Raw genomic sequence first — 17,267 nt, forward strand, 5'->3', positions numbered from 1 at the left:
GCATGCGCCATCGCGCCGCTGTCCGGCGGGCTCGCGGTGCGCAGGCCGGCGGTAAAGTCGCGCGGGGGCGGAGGGCGTCGGCTGTGCCTTGAGCGATTGTCTTGGCACGGACTCCGCCGGCACGGGGCCGACACTCCCTCCCGCCACCGGTCCGATCCGTTGGGACGGTCGCCCGGCCGGCGGCGCGCCTCCGATCCTCCCCTTGGCCCGGAGAGACCGGCGTCGCGGGGCGGAGACCCCGCGGCGGCACCACCCGAAGGGGGCCGCACGCACCGCACGGGAGCGTCAACGGCGGCCGGCGCACCCCAGGAGAGATCCTACCGACCCGGACCGGGCCCTGTCGTCGGCTCCCGGCGATGGTCCGGCGGAGCCGGGTCGTCCGGAAGCGAAGCATCAAGGCCCCGCGCGATGAAAGAAGCGTGACACCCGGCACCGGGTGTGGCAAGAAAAAAGTCAGTAGATCGGCAGGCGTTCTCAAGTCAAATTCCGACAATTACTTCTCAACATTTCATCACATTATTATCCACCAACTTATCCACACGCATTTTTCAGAGATTTTCTGGGGAAGCCCCGATAAATCAACGGGTTCCGGCGGCAGCAGGATGTCGCGCTGCCGGTTGTGGAAAACCGACTGCTGTTTTAAAGAGAACGAGACTTTTGCGCGGTGCGACCCTACGCCGGGTTTGAGGCCGCCGGGTGATGGTCTATAAGACGTGTCGAAATTGTCAGGGGGGCGCGGTTCCGGACCGGGGAACGCGCCGCCGTTCGGGCGAACCGGCACCGCATGCCCCGGCATGAGGGCGGCGGTGCCCGCCAGTATGAGGGAAGTATGAGCGCTCACAATCGGCCGCTGTCACCGCACCTTCAGGTCTACAAGCCCCAGCTCACCAGCGTCATGTCGATCAGCCACCGGGCGACCGGGATCGCGCTGGCCGCCGGCACCCTGCTGCTGGTCTGGTGGCTGCTGGCGGCCGCCGCCGGGCCTGAGGCTTTCGCCACGGCGCAGGGCTTCATGGGATCGTGGTTCGGCTACCTGATCCTGTTCGGCTTCAGCTATGCGCTGATGTATCACCTGTGCAACGGCATCCGGCACCTGTTCTGGGATGCCGGTTACGGTTTCGAGCTGGAGACGGCGTACAAGTCGGGCTGGATGACGGTGGGCGCCTCGGTGGTGCTCACGGTCGTCGCCTGGATCATCGTCGCCGCCGGCTGAGGAGGGGGACGCAGATGTCTGAGAATTCCATGCGCAGCACCTCGATGCGGAGCACCCTGGGGCGGGTCCGCCACCTGGGCTCGGCCAAGGAGGGCGTGCACCACTGGTGGATGCAGCGCCTGACCGCCCTGGCCCTGGTGCCGCTGACGCTCTGGTTCGTGGTGTCCCTGGCCGGCATGGCCGGGATGGACCACGGCGCGGCCCTGGCCTGGATCGGCTCGCCCTCGGTGGCCATCACCCTGGTGCTGCTGATCGGTGCGACCTTCTACCACGCCCAGCTGGGTCTTCAGGTCGTCATCGAGGACTACATTCACAACGAAGGTCTGAAGCTCGCGGTCCTGGTCCTGGTGAAGTTCGCCACGATCGTCCTGGGCGTCGCCGCGATCTTCGCCGTGTTGAAAATCGCCTTCGGAGGCTGAGATCATGGACTCCTATCCCATCATCGATCACGAGTACGACGTGGTCGTCGTCGGGGCCGGCGGCGCCGGTCTGCGCGCCACCCTCGGCATGTCTCTGGAAGGTCTGAAGACCGCCTGCATCACCAAGGTGTTCCCCACCCGCAGCCACACGGTCGCCGCCCAGGGCGGCATCGGCGCCGCGCTCGACAACATGGGCGAGGGGGACAACTGGAAGTTCCACATGTACGACACGGTCAAGGGCTCCGACTGGCTCGGCGACCAGGACGCGATCGAGTACATGTGCCGCAACGCCATCCCGGCGGTGATCGAGCTGGAGCATTTCGGCGTGCCGTTCTCGCGCACCGAGGAAGGCAAGATCTACCAGCGCCCGTTCGGCGGCCACACGCTGAACCACGGCAAGTCCATGGCCAAGCGTGCCTGCGCCGCCGCCGACCGGACCGGCCACGCGATCCTGCACACGCTGTATCAGCAGTCGCTGCGCAACAACGCCGAGTTCTTCATCGAGTATTTCGCCCTCGACCTCATCATGAGCGAGGAAGGCGAGTGCGTCGGCGTCATGGCGCTGTGTCTCGAGGACGGCACCATCCACCGGTTCCGCGCCCACCAGACGGTGCTGGCGACCGGCGGGTACGGCCGCGCCTACTTCTCCTGCACCTCCGCCCATACCTGCACGGGCGACGGCAATGCCATGGTGCTGCGCGCCGGTCTGCCGCTGCAGGACATGGAGTTCGTGCAGTTCCACCCGACCGGCATCTACGGTGCGGGCTGCCTCATCACCGAGGGCGCGCGCGGCGAGGGCGGGTATCTCACCAACTCCGAAGGCGAGCGCTTCATGGAGCGCTATGCCCCGACCGCCAAGGACCTGGCCTCGCGCGACGTGGTCAGCCGGGCGATGACGATCGAGATCAACGAAGGCCGCGGCGTGGGTCCGAACAAGGACCACATCATGCTGCACCTGGAGCACCTGGACCCCGACGTCCTGCACCAGCGCCTGCCGGGCATCTCGGAGACCGCCAAGGTCTTCGCCGGCTCCGACGTGACCAAGGAGCCGATCCCGGTGCTGCCGACCGTGCACTACAACATGGGCGGCATCCCGACGAACTATCACGGCGAGGTCATCGCCCCGACCGCCTCCGATCCGGACCGGGTGGTCCCGGGCCTGATGGCGATCGGCGAGGCCGCCTGCGTGTCGGTCCACGGCGCCAACCGCCTGGGCACCAACTCGCTGCTCGACATCGTGGTGTTCGGCCGTGCCGCCGCCCACCGCGCCGCCGAGACGGTGAAGCCGGGCGAGGGCCACAAGCCGATCACCAAGGACGCCTCGGAGAAGGCCATCGCGCGCCTCGACCGCATCCGCAACGCCAAGGGCGACCTGCGCTCCGGCGAGGTGCGGCTCGACATGCAGCGGGCGATGCAGACCCATGCGGCGGTGTTCCGCACCACCGAGCTCATGGACAACGGCCTGAAGAAGATCCACGAGGTGGCCAAGTCGATGCCGAATGTGGGCGTCAACGACAAGTCGCTGATCTGGAACACCGATCTGGTCGAGACCCTGGAGCTCGACAACCTGATGGGCCAGGCGATCGTCACCCTGAACTCGGCGGCGCTGCGCCAGGAGAGCCGGGGCGCCCACGCCCATGAGGACTTCCCGGACCGCGACGACGACAACTGGATGAAGCACACGGTCATGTGGCTGAACGAGAAGAACGAGACCACCGTCTCGTATCGCGACGTCCACATGAACACCCTGTCGAACGAGGTCGAGGTGATCCCGCCGGTGGCGCGCGTCTACTGAGCCGCGCCCGCCGTCCCGGATAGCCAGATAACGAAGGAAACACACCGATGGCCGAGTTCACTCTGCCCGCGAATTCCAAGGTCAAGATCGGCGACACCTACAAGGCGCCGGAAGGGGCCAAGCGGGTCAAGAAGTTCAAGATCTACCGCTACGATCCGGACAAGGGGTCGAATCCCCGTCTCGACACCTACGAGATCGACATGGACGATTGCGCGCCGATGGTTCTCGACGCGCTGATCAAGATCAAGAACGAGATCGACACCACCCTGACCTTCCGCCGGTCCTGCCGCGAGGGCATCTGCGGTTCCTGCTCGATGAACATCGACGGCACGAACACGCTGGCCTGCCTGAAGCCGATCGAGGATGTAAAGGGCGACGTCCACATCTACCCGCTGCCGCACATGCCGGTGATCAAGGACCTGGTTCCGGACCTGTCGGTGCCCTACGCGCAGCTCGCCTCGGTGCAGCCCTGGCTGCAGGCCGACACCCCGCCCTCGCCGACCGAGGAACGCCGGCAGTCGCCGGAGGAGCGTGAGAAGCTTGACGGGCTGTGGGAATGCGTCCTGTGCTTCTGCTGCACGACCTCCTGCCCGAGCTACTGGTGGAACGGCGACCGCTATCTCGGTCCGGCCGTGCTGCTGCAGGCCTATCGCTGGATCGCCGACAGCCGCGACGAGCGCACCGGCGACCGTCTGGACGCGCTGGAAGATCCGTTCCGCCTGTACCGCTGCCACACGATCATGAACTGCACCAAGACGTGCCCGAAGGGTCTGAACCCGGCGAAGGCGATCGCCGAGATCAAGAAGCTCATGGTGATGCGCCAGTAGGGGGTGGGCCCTACGGGTCCGATCTCCATAGGAAGAAACAGAACCCGGTGCCCCCAAGGCGCCGGGTTTTTTCTTTTCTACCTCTCCCCCTCTTCACACTCCCCTTCATCTCACACTACCTCTCTTCACACTCCCCGGATTTATTCCGGGGCCTACACATGAGCCTGCGCGAACGCTCGACTTGAGAAGCGCGTTCATGGGTGGGCCCCGGAATAAATCCGGGGAGTGTGAAGAGAGGTAGTGTGAGAGAAAAGAGGAGGGGAGCGAAGGGTTACCGCACCCGATACTCCCTGATCACGTCCGCGTCCGGTTCCGGGCCCAGGCCGGGCATGTCCGGGACCGCGAAGAACCCGTCCACCGGGTCGAGCCAGCGCTGGTACAGCATCGCCTCCGGGCGGATGTAGAACCGTTCCACCAGCCCCGGATTGGCCAGGCCCGCCGCCAGGTGGAGGGTCGCCAGGAAGCCCGGGCCGAAATACGGCGAGTGGGGCATCACCTGCACCCCGGCCGCCTCGCAGATCGCCGCCGTCTTGCGGAACTCGGTGATGCCGCCGACCTTGGTCACGCTCGGCTGGGCGTAGTCCACGGCACCGGCCTGCACCGCCTGACCGAACATCATCGCCGTGCACCAGTTCTCGCCGGCCGCGATCGGAACCCCGGTCTCGCGGCGCAGATGGGCGAGGCTGGCGAAATCCTCCGGCGGGAAGATCGGCTCCTCCAGCCAGTGCAGGTCGAACTCGTCCAGTTCCACCGCCATCCGCCGCGCCTGGTCCGGGGTCCAGGGGCAGTTGGTGTCGACCATGATCGGGATGTCGTCGCCGGCCGCCTCGCGCGCCGCCCCGACCTCTTCCGCCGCGATCTCGTGCAGCTTGATGTACCGGTAGCCCTCCTCCAGGGACTGCTTCACATCCTTCACGACCGCCTCCTGGTCGCGCAGGATGAACAGGGAGGAATAGGCGGGCAGCTTCACTGTGGGCGAACCACCGAAGAGCTGGCAGAGCGGCATCCCGGCGGCCTTGGCGGCGATGTCCCACAGCGCCAGGTCCAGGCCGGAAATGGCGAAGATCGTGATCCCGTGGCGGCCGAACAGGTGCATCTTCTGCTGCAGCCGGTGGTTCAGTCCGGCGATGTCGCGGGCGTCCTCGCCGATCACCACGGGCGCGATCATGTGCTCCACTGCGGCGGTCACCGCGTCCAGGCAGTGATAGGCGAAGGCGTCGCCCCAACCGACCAGCCCGGTATCGGTCGTCACCTTGACCAGGCAGGTGTCGAGAACGGCCCATTTGCCGGTCGCGAACGCCTTGGTCTCGCCGCTGTGGCTGAACGGGATGCGGAGCGGAATGGCCTCGACGGCGGCGATCTTCATGGATGTCCTCCCGGGATTTGGCGATGTTCTTGATTATCCGCCATCATAGGCGGTGCGGGGCGCCTCCTGTCGAGCCCGGATCCGACCACCGCCGCCATTGACCGATTGGCCGGTCCGCCGGGACGGTGCTAGGGTTCGGCCGCTCATCCGATCGACGTAGCTCCTATCGACACCGGGGCAATCCACCCCATCTCAGCGTGCAGCACCGAACTGCCAAAAGAACGCGAGGATTTCCGCCAATGCCTGCTCTCGACATCGTTCTCGTCCCGGCCCTGTCGGACAATTACGTCTACCTGCTGCATGACGCGGCCTCCGGTGCGACCGCCGTGGTCGATCCCGGCGAGGCGGCCCCGGTGGAGGCGGCGCTCGCCGAGCGTGGCTGGAAGCTGACCCATATCCTCAATACCCACCACCATGCCGACCATATCGACGGCAACGAGACCCTGAAGGCGAAGCACGGCGCCACCCTGGTCGGCCCGACGGCCGAGACCAGCCGGATTCCGGACATGGACGTCACGCTGGCCGAGGGCGACACCTACGATTTCGCCGGCCACACGATCCAGGTCTTCGACACGCCGGGCCACACCACCGGGCATATCTCCCTCTACATCGCCGACAGCGACGCGCTGTTCCCGGGCGATACCCTGTTCTCGCTCGGCTGCGGGCGGATGTTCGAGGGCACGCCGGCGCAGTTCTGGGACTCTCTGTCCAAGCTGCGCAAACTGCCCGACGCCACCTACATCTACTGCGGCCACGAATACACCGCCTCCAACGCCAAGTTCGCTCTGTCGATCGACGGCGGCAACGACGCCCTCAAGGCGCGGGCGAAGGAGATCGAGAAGCTGCGCGCCAACGGCGAGCCGACGATCCCCTCCCTGCTGGGCCAGGAGAAGGCGATCAACCCGTTCCTGCGGGCCGACGATCCGGCGATCGCCGCCGCCGTCGGCAAGCCGGGCGCCGACCCGGTCGAGGTCTTCGCCGCCGTGCGCAAGGGCAAGGATAATTTCTGAGCGTTCCGCCGTCTGACTATGAGACCCCCTGGCCGCGTCGACCCGGGGCCTTTCCTGTGAGGAAACAGAGATGAAGCTGTACCAGTCGCCCGCCTCTCCCTATGCCCGCAAGGTTGCGGTCGTCGCCCATGAGACCGGCCTGATCGACCAGATCGAGATGGCGGCGGTGACGACGGCACCGGGTGCTCCGGACGCCGATGTCGCCAAGGCCAACCCGGTGAAGAAAATCCCGGCCCTCGTCACCGATGACGGCCTGTCCCTGTTCGACTCGCCGGTCATCTGCGAGTACTTGGACAGCCAGCACGAGGGCACCAAGGTGTTCCCCGAGCCGGGCAACGCCCGCTGGCATGCCCTGCGCGTCCAGGCGGCCGCCGACGGCCTGCTTGATGCCGCCCTGCTGATCATCTACGAGGGCCGGATTCGCCCGGAGGAGCTGCACTACAAGCCCTGGACCGACGCCCAGATGGGCAAGATCGACGGCGCGCTTGCGGCGCTGAACGAGTGGTCGGCCGATTTCGGCGACCGGGTCGATATCGGCACGATCTCCGCCGGCTGCGCGCTGGGCTATCTCGATTTCCGCTTCCCGAACAAGGACTGGCGCGGCGCGAACCGGGCGCTGGCCACCTGGTACGAGCGGTTCTCCGCCCGGCCGTCCATGCAGGCGACCAAGCCGCCGGCCGCCTGATCCGATGGCGGATGACGAGGTCAGAAAGCTGATCGACCGGATGGGCCTCCAGGCCCATCCGGAAGGCGGCTGGTACAAGGAGACCTACCGCGACGCGCCGGAGGGCGGCGGTCGCGGGGCGGTGACCCAGATCTACTACCTGCTGTCGGCGGGCGAGCTGTCGGCCTGGCACCGGGTCACCGACGCGACCGAGATCTGGCACCATTATGCCGGGGCACCCCTGGTGCTGACCCTGTCGCCGAACGGCCACGATGCCGAGGCCCACACGCTCGGCGCCGACGTGCTCGCCGGCCAGACGCCCCAGGTGGTGGTGCCGCCGGGCTGGTGGCAGACGGCGGAGAGCCTCGGCCGCTGGACCCTGTGCGGCTGCACGGTGGCCCCGGCCTTCGAATTCTCCGGCTTCGAGATGGCCCCGCCGGATTGGCGTCCGGTGCCGAGGCCGTCCGGCGGCTAGAGCGCCGGGTCCTTCGCCCGGCGGTGAAGCATCTCGTTGGCCGCCAGCACCGCGCCGCCGACGATGAGGACGCAGGCGATGGCCACGATGGGAGTGGCCGGTGCCAGGCCGGCGACGACCAGCACCAGGGTGGAGAGCAGCGGGGCGGCGTAGGAGGAGGCGCCGAGCACCTGGATGTCGCCCCGCTTCACGCCGATATCCCAGGTGAAGAACGCGCCGCCGACCGGTCCCAGGCCGAGAGCCAGCACCGCCAGCCACTCGACCGCGCCCTGCGGCCAGACGGTCGTCTCGAAGATCAGATGGCAGGGCACCGCCAGGATCGCCCCGGCGGCGCAGAACCCGCTGACCGCATCGGTCGGTACGTCGCCGAAACGACGCGAGGCGACGGAATAGCTCGACCAGGTCAGGGCGCAGACCCCGGCCGCGACATAGCCCAGCGTATAGCGCGGATCGATCTCCAGGCCCTGGCCCTTGGTGACCAGCAGGGCGGCACCGGCGAGGCCGAGCAGGGCGCCGCCCAGATGGAACCAGCGCAGCCGCTCGCCCGGCAGCAGGGCCGAGAACACCACGATGAGCAGCGGCCAGAGATAGGCGATCAGGCTCGCCTCCACCGCCGGCGCGTTGCGCAGGGCGAGGAAGTAGAAGAAGTGGTAGCCGAACAGCCCGCCCACGCCGAGCAGCCAGACCGCGGCCGGCTGGCGCAGATGGGCCAGCGGCGAGGTGCCCCGAGCCAGCGAGCCGACGAGGCCGATCACCGTGGCGATGGCGAAGGTCATGGCCAGGAGCTGGAACGGCGGCACCTGCCCCGACAGGGCGGTGAACAGGGCGAGCAGCGCCCACATCAGCACGGCGGTGAAGCCGATCAGGGTGGCGCGGCCGCGGGTCATGAAGGATCCGTTCTGTCGGGCTGGAGGAGGGCGGGGCGGAACCGCACCGGTTTACGCCTTCCCCGGGTGCAACGCCAGAGGCCGGACGCTATCATCGCCTGTACCCGGGGTACAGGTCCGCGCCGGTGTGGATCAGGGCCCCGGACGCCCAACCTGCGCTCTGGGCAGGTGCCGCGAAAGTGCCGATAGTATCGGGCGCGCGTCTCAACCCGATGGAAGTGCCCCGCCCATGGCCCATACACGTCTCCGCAAGTTCAACACCCGCGACACCTATCCCGACCAGTCGCTCGACAACGACCTGTGCCAGGCGGTGGTCGCCAACGGAACGGTCTATCTGCGCGGCCAGGTCGGCACCGATTTCGACGGCAACCTGGTCGGCGGCGACGATCCGGCGGCCCAGACCGACCAGGCCATGCGCAACGTGCAGACCCTGCTGGCCGAGGCCGGGACACGGCTGGAGGATATCGTCAAGATCACGATCTTCATCACCCGCCGCGAGGACCGCGAGCCGGTCTACCGCACCGTCGGGAAATGGCTGAAGGGTGTCTTTCCGGTCTCCACCGGCCTGATGGTGGCCGGGCTGGCCAAGCAGGAATGGCTGATGGAGATCGACGTGATCGCCGTCATCCCGAACGAGGACTGACTAAGAAACTTGGGAGGAGGAACACCATGACCGCCGTGACACCGAAGGCCGCGAACCATGCCGGGCTGGGTCCGCTAGCCTCGCGCTATGTCGACGTGGAGGGTATGGACTGGGAGCCGACGCAGTTTCCCGGCGTCGAGTGGAAGGTGCTGCTGAAGGACGAGGAGAGCGGGCTGCTGACCGCCCTGTTCAAATGGGCGCCGGGCTCCGAGCTGCCGCTGCACGAGCATACCCGCATCGAGCAGACCTTCGTGCTGGAGGGCTCCATCGAGGACGAGGAGGGCGAGGTCACCGCGGGCAATTTCGTCTGGCGCCCGGCGGGCTCCAAGCACGTGGCGAAATCGCGGAACGGGGCCCTGCTGCTGGGAACGTTTCTGAAGCCCAACAAGTTTCTGTAGCGGCTCTCCACTCCCTCCCGCACTCCCCGGATTTATTCCGGGGCAAGCGCATCGGTTCGCGCGCGCGCTCGACGGTTCTCACCGGTCCCCGGGCTCGCCCCGGAATAAATCCGGGGAGTGCGGGATGGGGGCGTTGGGAGCGTGTCGAAGGGCGGGCCAGGAGGCGGGCAGCCCCTACCGCCCGACGCTGTCCGACGGCCGGCCGAAATCGTTGGGGCGCCAGAGGTCCGGCGGCAGGTCCAGGCCGAAGACCGGGTCGAGCAGGGCGACCTTCACCTCCACCCCCTGGGCGTCGGTGATGATCCACTGCTTCAGGGACAGCGGCTTGTCCTGGAAGGTCAGGACCACGTTGCCCTGGTCCGGGTCGTCGCGCTGGCGGAGCTGCAGGCGGATGACGTTGGAGCCCTTCTCCACGTCCTCCACCACCAGATCGTCCATCAGGTCGACCTCGTCGGAGACCAGCACCGAGAGCGGCGAGGAGATCAGCGGGATCTGCGTGGTCTGCTCCAAGTCGTTGTCCTGGTAGGTCAGCCAGATCCCGTCGGCGGTGATCAGCACCGGCGAGGGCGGGGCGTATTCGAACCGCATGCGGCCCGGGCGCTCCATCCATACCACCCCACGGGCGACGAGCCCGGTGGAGCTCGCCTGCAGGAAGGTCGAGCGCATGGTGGTGAGCTGGTTGAAGTATTCCTCCACCCGCTGGACCTCGGCCCGCTGCTCGGCGGTAAGGCCTTGGGCCGAGGCGGAGGCGGGCATGCCCGCGAGACTCCCGGCGGCGGCGGCGGTGAAGAGGAGGGCGGCGAGGAAGGAGCGTGCTCGGATCATAGCGCTGACTTGGCGTGTCCCGGGATGGTTGGCAAGCGGCAAATCGGAGACGACCGTGTCACGATTGCGCCACGACCGTCTGCCGTCAACGCCGCTCTCCCGCGGAATCCGGCAGCCCAACCGGTCGCCCCGGTCAATCAGCCGAGTGGTCGCCGACCAGGACCTCGCGCTTGCCCACATGGTTGGCCTGGCTGACCACACCCTCGGATTCCATGCGTTCGATCAGGGTGGCCGCCCGGTTGTACCCGATCTTCAGGTGGCGCTGGATGAAGCTGGTCGAGGCCTTGCCCTCGCGCGCGACGATGGCGACCGCCTGGTCGTACAGCTCGTCGCCCGAGCCGCCGCCGCCCTCGCCGGCGCCGGAGAAGCCGAGCGGATCGCCGGCGCCCTCGTCGTCCTCGGTGATGGTCTCGTCGTATTCCGGCTCGCCCTGGGTCTTCAGGTGGCGGACCACGTCCTCCACCTCCTCGTCGGAGCAGAACGGCCCGTGCACGCGGGTGATCCGCCCGCCACCGGCCATGTAGAGCATGTCGCCCATGCCCAGGAGCTGTTCGGCCCCCTGCTCGCCCAGGATGGTGCGGCTGTCGATCTTGGAGGTGACCTGGAACGAGATCCGGGTCGGGAAGTTGGCCTTGATGGTGCCGGTGATGACGTCGACTGAGGGGCGCTGGGTCGCCATGATCACGTGGATGCCGGCGGCCCGGGCCATCTGGGCCAGGCGCTGGACCGCGCCTTCGATGTCCTTGCCGGCGACCAGCATCAGGTCGGCCACCTCGTCGATCACCACGACGATATAGGGCAGGGGCACCAGGTCGAGCGGCTCCTCCTCGAAGACCGGCTTGCCGCTGTCGGCGTCGAAGCCGGTCTGCACCCGGCGCTTCAGCACCTCGCCCTTCTTGATCGCCTCGGCGATGCGGGCGTTGTAGCCGTCGATGTTGCGCACGCCGAGCTTGGACATGGCGCGGTAGCGGCTCTCCATCTCGCGCACCGTCCATTTCAGCGCGACCACCGCCTTCTTCGGGTCAGTGACGACCGGCGAGAGCAGGTGCGGGATGCCGTCATAGACCGACAGTTCCAGCATCTTCGGGTCGATCATGATGAAGCGGCAGCGCTCCGGCGGCAGGCGGTAGAGCAGCGACAGGATCATCGTGTTCACCGCCACCGACTTGCCCGAGCCGGTGGTGCCGGCGATCAGCAGATGGGGCATGCGGGCGAGGTCCACGGCGATCGGCGTGCCGCCGATATCCTTGCCCAGCGCGATCGCCAGCTTGTGCGACGAGCTGTTGATCGAGTCGGATTCCAGCACCTCGCGGAAATACACGGTCTCGCGCCGGGCGTTCGGCAGCTCGATGCCGATGACATTGCGGCCGGGGACCACGGCGACGCGGACCGACACCGCGCTCATGGAGCGGGCGATGTCGTCGGACAGGCCGATGACGCGGGAGGACTTGGTGCCGGGGGCCGGCTCCAGCTCGTACAGGGTGACCACCGGGCCGTAGCGGACCTTGCCGATGGTGCCCTTCACGCCGAAATCGGCCAGCACGCTCTCCAGCATGCGGGCGTTCTGCTCCAGGGCATCCTCATCCGGGCCGCTGGCGGCGGCGGGCGGGTCGGTGAGCAGGTCGAGCTCCGGATAGACGTAGCCGTCGTCGTTGGTGCCGAGATCGAACTGGCGCTGCTTGGCCGCGCGGGGCTTCGGCGTGTTGACCGGCTTCTCCACCCGACGCAGCGATGGCTCGGCCGGACGGTCGGCGGCGGCCTTGGCGGCACGCACGGCCTGGCGCGGGGCCTCCGGCGCGCGCCGCTCCTCCTTCCAGGGGACGTCATCCTCGTCGTCGCCGTCGTCATCGTTGTTCAGGCGCGGCTCCTTGCGGCGCATGCCAGCGCTGAACCCGGCGCCGAGTCGGGCGCCGAGACGGACACCGGCCCCGGCCCCGCGGGCGCCGATCCGGGCGCCGCTGGCCGCACCGGTGGCGGCATGGCGGAACAGGCCGATCACGCCGCGTATGGCGTCGACCACCCCGATGCCGGCGGACCAGAGCCCGGCGGCGATCGCCATCAGGCCGGACAGGAGGGCGACCGGCAGCAATCCGCCGATCGGGGCGAGCTGGCTGGCGAAGGCGCCGGCCGGGGACAGCGTGAGCGGGCCGAGGAAGCCGCCCAGCCCCGCGCGCAGCGGCCAGGCGGCCGGCGGCGTGATCAGGGCGAGTGCTGCGGTGGCGAGCACCATGGACAGGGGCAGCAGGGCGATGCGCAGGGGCCAGCGGCCGACCCGCTCGTGCCGCAGGATCCGCCAGCCCCAGACGGCCGGAATCAGCACCAGCAGGGCGCTGGCGGCCCCCAGCGACTGCAGCAGCAGGTCGGCGACCACCGCGCCGATATAGCCGAAGGGATGGGAGACCGTGCCGGCACCCGCGGCGTTGAGCGAGGGATCGGCCGGGTCGTAGGCGCCGATGGTCGCCGCCAGCAGGCCGGCGCCCGCGATCAGCGCCAGACCGCCCGCCTCCTCGCCGCGCCGCTGCAGGTACCGGGTCGCCTCGACCGGCAGAAGGGTTCTGTTCTCATTGCTGCCGGACGCCCGTGCCATGCGCCTCAGCCCTCCCAGATCTCGGAGACGCGCAGGGCCGCCGGAGGGCCAGCTCCGTGCAGCTCACGCGTATCGGGTTTGTTCCAAACGCCGATCAACTCTATACGACAGGGAGTTAGCGGGCAACCTTCACAGGAAAGATAAGAAAAAATCGAATCCCCTCAAACAGAAAGCGGGCCCGATGACCAGCATCGAGCCCGAGTCGAGGGAGAGTGCGGCACCGGAAGGACCCTGCCGCGGGGAGGCGGGACCGCCGGAGCGGTCCCGCCATAGGGTTGGTCGATCGGTCCAGATCAGAAGGTCTGGGAACCGCGACCGAACTCCGGATAGGCCTCCATGCCGTTCTCGGCACGGTCCAGACCCAGGGCCTCGTCCTCTTCGCTCGGCCGCAGGCCGAAGATCAGCTTGAGGATGAACCACAGGATGGCGGAGGTGATGATCATGAAGACCGCCACGCCGACGATGCCGGTCAGCTGACCGCCGATCGTCGCGTCGCCGTTGGAGAACACGACCGCGATCGTGCCCCAGATGCCGGCGACCAGGTGGACCGAGATGGCGCCGACCACGTCGTCGATCTTCAGCTTGTCCAGCAGCGGCACCGCGAAGACCACCAGCACGCCGCCGATACCGCCGACGATGATCGACATGAACGGCGACGGGGCCAGCGGCTCCGCCGTGATCGCCACCAGACCGCCCAGGGCGCCGTTCAGCAGCATGGTCAGGTCGACCTTCTTGTACATGATGCCCGTCAGGATCAGGGCCATCACCACGCCGGCCGCGGCGGCCAGGTTGGTGTTCATGTAGATGGTCGCGATGGCGACCACGTCGGCCGCCGAGCCCATGGCGAGCTGCGAGCCGCCGTTGAAGCCGAACCAGCCCATCCACAGGATGAACGTGCCCAGCGCGGCGAGCGGCAGGTTGCTGCCCGGCATCGGGTTGATCGAGCCGTCGGCCCCGTACTTGCCCTTGCGGGCGCCGAGGATGATGGCGCCGGTCAGAGCCGCCCAGCCACCCACGGAGTGCACGATGGTCGAGCCGGCGAAGTCGAGGAAGCCCGCCTCGGACAGCCAGCCGCCGCCCCAGCTCCAGGAGCCCTGGATCGGGTAGAGGATGCCGGTCAGCACGACGGTGAAGACCAGGAACGGCAGGAGCTTGATGCGCTCGGCCAGGGTGCCGGACACGATCGAGGCGGCCGTGGCGACGAACACCATCTGGAAGAACCAGTCGGAGGCGGCGCCGTAGCCGGCGGCATCGTCACCGGTGAACGCGCCCTCGGCGTCGAACGGATCGGCGGCCGACCACGGGCCCGGCGTGCCGAAGAAGCCGGAGACGTCGGCATACATCAGGTTGTAGCCGATGACCCAGTACATCAGGCCGGCGATCGAATACAGCGCCACGTTCTTGGTGAGCTGCATGGTGGTGTTCTTGGTGCGGACCAGCCCAGCCTCGAGCATCGCGAAGCCGGCGGCCATCCACATGACCAGTGCGCCGTGGAAGGCGAAGGAGAAGGTGTTGAAGATGAACGCGGTCTCGATCGAGACTTCGGCCGAGGCGCTCTTGGTGAAGCCAACCGTCGCGACGGACGCCGCGAGAGCCAGCAGGCTGAAGGACATGAACTTCTTCATCGATTGTGCTCCCCGCCGCTACTCAGAGCGCGTCCGCGTCGGTTTCGCCCGTGCGGATACGAACCGCCTGGGCCACGTCCAGCACGAAGATCTTGCCGTCGCCGATCCGGCCGGTATTCGCCGACTTCTGGATCTGCTCCGCCACCTGGCCGACCATGTCGTCGGCGACGACGACCTCGACCTTGACCTTCGGCAGGAAATTCACGGAATACTCCGCGCCTCGATAGATTTCGGTTTGGCCCTTCTGACGGCCGAAACCCTTCACTTCGCTGACGGTAAGACCCTGGATACCCAGGCCCGTCAGCGACTCGCGCACTTCGTCGAGCTTGAAGGGCTTGATGATGGCCATGACGAGTTTCATATCGCCTAACCTCGCACCTTGTGTTCCCCAAAACTCCGATCGGCGCCCGCGCGGTCCGGAAACCCCCCAGGTACTGCCCGCGCGCCGAGCGGAGCGGCCGCGTCATGCAGGCCAGTGGTTCCTTCATCAAGAAGCATGCCGAAAGCTGGGGTTACTGAATCATTGATTGATTCCGGGATCTTAAGCGCCGGCTATGGTGAGGCCGCGTCCTGGGTCGAGACGAAATTGGGCAGAAATTAGACGAAAAAATCCGATTGCCTAAAATATGTGCACATCAAATGCACGACACGCGACCATCTGCCCCTTGTCCTCGCCGCCCGGCGCGCCATTCTGAGCACAGGACAGGAGGAGACCGACCATGGCATCGATTTCTCCCGCGCGGGCCGGGCGCGGCAGGCCGCAGGACGCGGTGGATACGGTGATCGTCGGCGCCGGGCTGTCGGGCCTGACCCTGGCCCTGGCGCTGGCCGAGGCCGGCCTGTCCAGCGTGATCGTCGACCGGGTCGATCCGCGCGCCGCGATCGCCGGCCGCAACGACATCCGCACCACGGCGATCTCCTTGTCCTCGCGCCGCCTGTTCACCGTGCTCGGCGCCTGGCAGGCGGTGGCCGATCAGGCCGGGCCGATCAACGACATCCGGGTCTCCGATGCCGGGTCGAGCCGCTACCTGCACTATGATCACAGCACGGTCGGCGACGATCCCATGGGCCATATCGTCGACAACGGGGCCCTGAAGACCTCCCTGCTGGACCGCCTGGCGACCCATGGCGATCGGGTGACCTTCGCCGAACCGGGATCGGCCGCCGCCCTGGCGGTGACGGCGGGCCGGGCGTCGCTGACCCTGGAGGACGGGCGGGTGCTGACGGCCCCGCTGGTGATCGCCGCCGACGGGCGCGGCTCCCGGGTGCGGGCCCTGGCCGGCATCCGCACCACCACCGTCGACTATCACCAGAGTGCGGTGGTCGACACGATCGAGCATGCGGAAAGCCATCACAATCTGGCCCATGAGCGCTTCCTGCCCGGCGGGCCGCTGGCCCTGCTGCCGCTGCCGGGGCAGAACCGGTCCGCCCTGGTCTGGTCGGAACGCACCGCCGTCGCCGAGCGGATCGCCCAGCTCGACGATGCCGCCTTCGCCGCGGCCCTGGAGGAGCGGTTCGGCGACTCGCTCGGCACGATGACCCCCGTGGGTCCGCGGGCGGTCTATCAGCTGGCCCTGACCATGGCGGAATCCGGCATCGCCGACCGGGTGGCCCTGGTGGGCGACGCGTTCCACGGCATGCATCCGATCGCCGGCCAGGGCTTCAATGTCGGCGTGCGCGACATCGCCGTGCTGACCGAGGTGCTGGCCGACGCGGCCCGGCTGGGCCTCGATATCGGCGGCGCGCCGGTGCTGCGCGATTACCAGCGGCGACGTCGTTTCGATATCATGACGATGGTGGCCTCGACGGACGGGCTGACCCGGCTGTTCTCCAACGACATCGCCCCGGTGCGGACCGCCCGCCGGCTCGGTCTGTCGGCGGTGCAGCGGGTGCCGATGCTCAAGCGCGCGGCGATCCGCCACGCCATGGGGACCCTGGGCACCCTCCCCCGCCTGCTCCGCGGCGAGCCGGTTTAGGCGACTCGGACGGTCCTTGCCGCACTCCCCGGATTCATTCCGGGGCCATGGATCGGCCGGCTCGGACGTCCCAAGGCTTATGCATGCCCTTGTGTAGGCCCCGGACTAAATCCGGGGAGTGGGAGAAGAGGGGGATGTGGAAGTCAATTAGCACTCGGCCGGCACTTCCCTTAGCCAACCTATAGCACTCCCCGGATTTAGTCCGGGGCCCACGGATCCACCGGTTCGGACGTCGCTAGATTTGTGCGGTCGTCGACGTAGGCCCCGGACTAAATCCGGGGAGAGGGAGAAGAGGGGGGTGTGGAAACCAATTGGCACTCGGCCGGGCGCGCGGTCACCACTTGCCCTAACCAACCTATAGCACTCCCCGGATTCATTCCGGGGCCCACGGATCCACCGGTTCGGACGTCGCTAGGTTCGTGCGGTCGTCGGCGTAGGCCCCGGAATAAATCCGGGGAGTGGGAGAAGAGGGGGATGTGGGAATCAGTAGCCACTCGGCCGGGCGCGTGGTCGGCACTTCCCGGAACCATCCTATAGCACTCCCCGGATTTAGTCCG

16 protein-coding genes are annotated in these 17,267 nt (G+C 67.7%); 10 read left to right on the top strand and 6 right to left on the bottom strand.

Annotated elements, in window-relative coordinates; genetic code table 11:
- The first annotated feature begins 829 nt into the window (after positions 1 to 829).
- The 4 genes from sdhC to ACOQOP_RS18895 are packed head-to-tail and all read left to right on the top strand — an operon-like array spanning position 830 to position 4,254.
- On the top strand, positions 830 to 1,213 hold the full coding sequence (gene sdhC / locus ACOQOP_RS18880) for a succinate dehydrogenase, cytochrome b556 subunit (RefSeq protein ID WP_420563360.1): 384 nt from the start codon (positions 830 to 832) through the stop codon (positions 1,211 to 1,213).
- A 14-nt stretch (positions 1,214 to 1,227) separates the two neighbouring features.
- Positions 1,228 to 1,632 carry a succinate dehydrogenase, hydrophobic membrane anchor protein gene (gene sdhD / locus ACOQOP_RS18885; RefSeq protein WP_420563361.1) on the top strand — a complete coding sequence of 135 codons (405 nt, stop codon included), beginning with the start codon at positions 1,228 to 1,230 and terminating at the stop codon, positions 1,630 to 1,632.
- A gap of 4 nt (positions 1,633 to 1,636) precedes the next feature.
- Positions 1,637 to 3,427, top strand: coding sequence for a succinate dehydrogenase flavoprotein subunit (gene sdhA, locus ACOQOP_RS18890; protein ID WP_420563362.1), 1,791 nt, complete (start codon positions 1,637 to 1,639; stop codon positions 3,425 to 3,427).
- A 47-nt stretch (positions 3,428 to 3,474) separates the two neighbouring features.
- Positions 3,475 to 4,254 carry a succinate dehydrogenase iron-sulfur subunit gene (locus ACOQOP_RS18895; RefSeq protein ID WP_420563363.1) on the top strand — a complete coding sequence of 260 codons (780 nt, stop codon included), beginning with the start codon at positions 3,475 to 3,477 and terminating at the stop codon, positions 4,252 to 4,254.
- A gap of 271 nt (positions 4,255 to 4,525) precedes the next feature.
- Here ACOQOP_RS18895 and ACOQOP_RS18900 read toward each other — a convergent pair whose 3' ends face one another.
- Positions 4,526 to 5,620, bottom strand: a complete 1,095-nt coding sequence (locus ACOQOP_RS18900; protein ID WP_420563364.1) for a mandelate racemase/muconate lactonizing enzyme family protein — start codon at positions 5,618 to 5,620, stop codon at positions 4,526 to 4,528.
- Between the two features lie 239 nt (positions 5,621 to 5,859).
- Here ACOQOP_RS18900 and gloB point away from each other — a divergent pair, with 239 nt between their 5' ends.
- The 3 genes from gloB to ACOQOP_RS18915 all read left to right on the top strand — a co-directional run bounded on the left by gloB (position 5,860) and on the right by ACOQOP_RS18915 (position 7,769).
- Positions 5,860 to 6,630, top strand: a complete 771-nt coding sequence (gene gloB / locus ACOQOP_RS18905) for a hydroxyacylglutathione hydrolase (RefSeq protein WP_420563365.1) — start codon at positions 5,860 to 5,862, stop codon at positions 6,628 to 6,630.
- 70 nt (positions 6,631 to 6,700) lie between these two features.
- Positions 6,701 to 7,315, top strand: a complete 615-nt coding sequence (locus tag ACOQOP_RS18910) for a glutathione S-transferase (protein WP_420563366.1) — start codon at positions 6,701 to 6,703, stop codon at positions 7,313 to 7,315.
- Between the two features lie 4 nt (positions 7,316 to 7,319).
- On the top strand, positions 7,320 to 7,769 hold the full coding sequence (locus ACOQOP_RS18915; RefSeq protein ID WP_420563367.1) for a cupin domain-containing protein: 450 nt from the start codon (positions 7,320 to 7,322) through the stop codon (positions 7,767 to 7,769).
- On the opposite strand, the gene ACOQOP_RS18920 is transcribed toward ACOQOP_RS18915, so the two are convergent.
- The gene (locus tag ACOQOP_RS18920; protein WP_420563368.1) at positions 7,766 to 8,656 is read right to left on the bottom strand and encodes a DMT family transporter; all 891 of its coding nucleotides are present in this window, start codon (positions 8,654 to 8,656) and stop codon (positions 7,766 to 7,768) included. The two genes, ACOQOP_RS18915 and ACOQOP_RS18920, sit on opposite strands and share 4 nt — an antisense overlap.
- A gap of 229 nt (positions 8,657 to 8,885) precedes the next feature.
- Here ACOQOP_RS18920 and ACOQOP_RS18925 point away from each other — a divergent pair, with 229 nt between their 5' ends.
- A complete protein-coding gene (locus ACOQOP_RS18925; protein ID WP_420563369.1) occupies positions 8,886 to 9,299 on the top strand; it encodes a RidA family protein in 414 nt (137 codons plus the stop codon).
- 26 nt (positions 9,300 to 9,325) lie between these two features.
- Positions 9,326 to 9,697: a cupin domain-containing protein gene (locus ACOQOP_RS18930; protein ID WP_420563370.1), complete on the top strand. Its 372-nt coding sequence runs from the start codon at positions 9,326 to 9,328 to the stop codon at positions 9,695 to 9,697.
- 174 nt (positions 9,698 to 9,871) lie between these two features.
- Here ACOQOP_RS18930 and ACOQOP_RS18935 read toward each other — a convergent pair whose 3' ends face one another.
- The 4 genes from ACOQOP_RS18935 to ACOQOP_RS18950 form a co-directional block, all read right to left on the bottom strand.
- Positions 9,872 to 10,453 carry a LolA family protein gene (locus ACOQOP_RS18935; protein WP_420563371.1) on the bottom strand — a complete coding sequence of 194 codons (582 nt, stop codon included), beginning with the start codon at positions 10,451 to 10,453 and terminating at the stop codon, positions 9,872 to 9,874.
- A 202-nt stretch (positions 10,454 to 10,655) separates the two neighbouring features.
- On the bottom strand, positions 10,656 to 13,109 hold the full coding sequence (locus ACOQOP_RS18940) for a DNA translocase FtsK (RefSeq protein ID WP_420563372.1): 2,454 nt from the start codon (positions 13,107 to 13,109) through the stop codon (positions 10,656 to 10,658).
- Between the two features lie 293 nt (positions 13,110 to 13,402).
- Positions 13,403 to 14,734 (bottom strand): ammonium transporter, encoded by a 1,332-nt coding sequence (locus ACOQOP_RS18945; protein WP_420563373.1) that lies wholly within the window; start codon positions 14,732 to 14,734, stop codon positions 13,403 to 13,405.
- A 22-nt stretch (positions 14,735 to 14,756) separates the two neighbouring features.
- The gene (locus ACOQOP_RS18950; RefSeq protein ID WP_028796024.1) at positions 14,757 to 15,095 is read right to left on the bottom strand and encodes a P-II family nitrogen regulator; all 339 of its coding nucleotides are present in this window, start codon (positions 15,093 to 15,095) and stop codon (positions 14,757 to 14,759) included.
- A 358-nt stretch (positions 15,096 to 15,453) separates the two neighbouring features.
- On the opposite strand from ACOQOP_RS18950, the gene ACOQOP_RS18955 reads away from it, so the two are divergent.
- Positions 15,454 to 16,710, top strand: coding sequence for a UbiH/UbiF/VisC/COQ6 family ubiquinone biosynthesis hydroxylase (locus ACOQOP_RS18955; RefSeq protein WP_420563374.1), 1,257 nt, complete (start codon positions 15,454 to 15,456; stop codon positions 16,708 to 16,710).
- Positions 16,711 to 17,267: the final 557 nt, after the last annotated feature.

The sequence above is a fragment of the Thalassobaculum sp. genome, assembly GCF_965223715.1.
Lineage (GTDB): Bacteria > Pseudomonadota > Alphaproteobacteria > Thalassobaculales > Thalassobaculaceae > Thalassobaculum.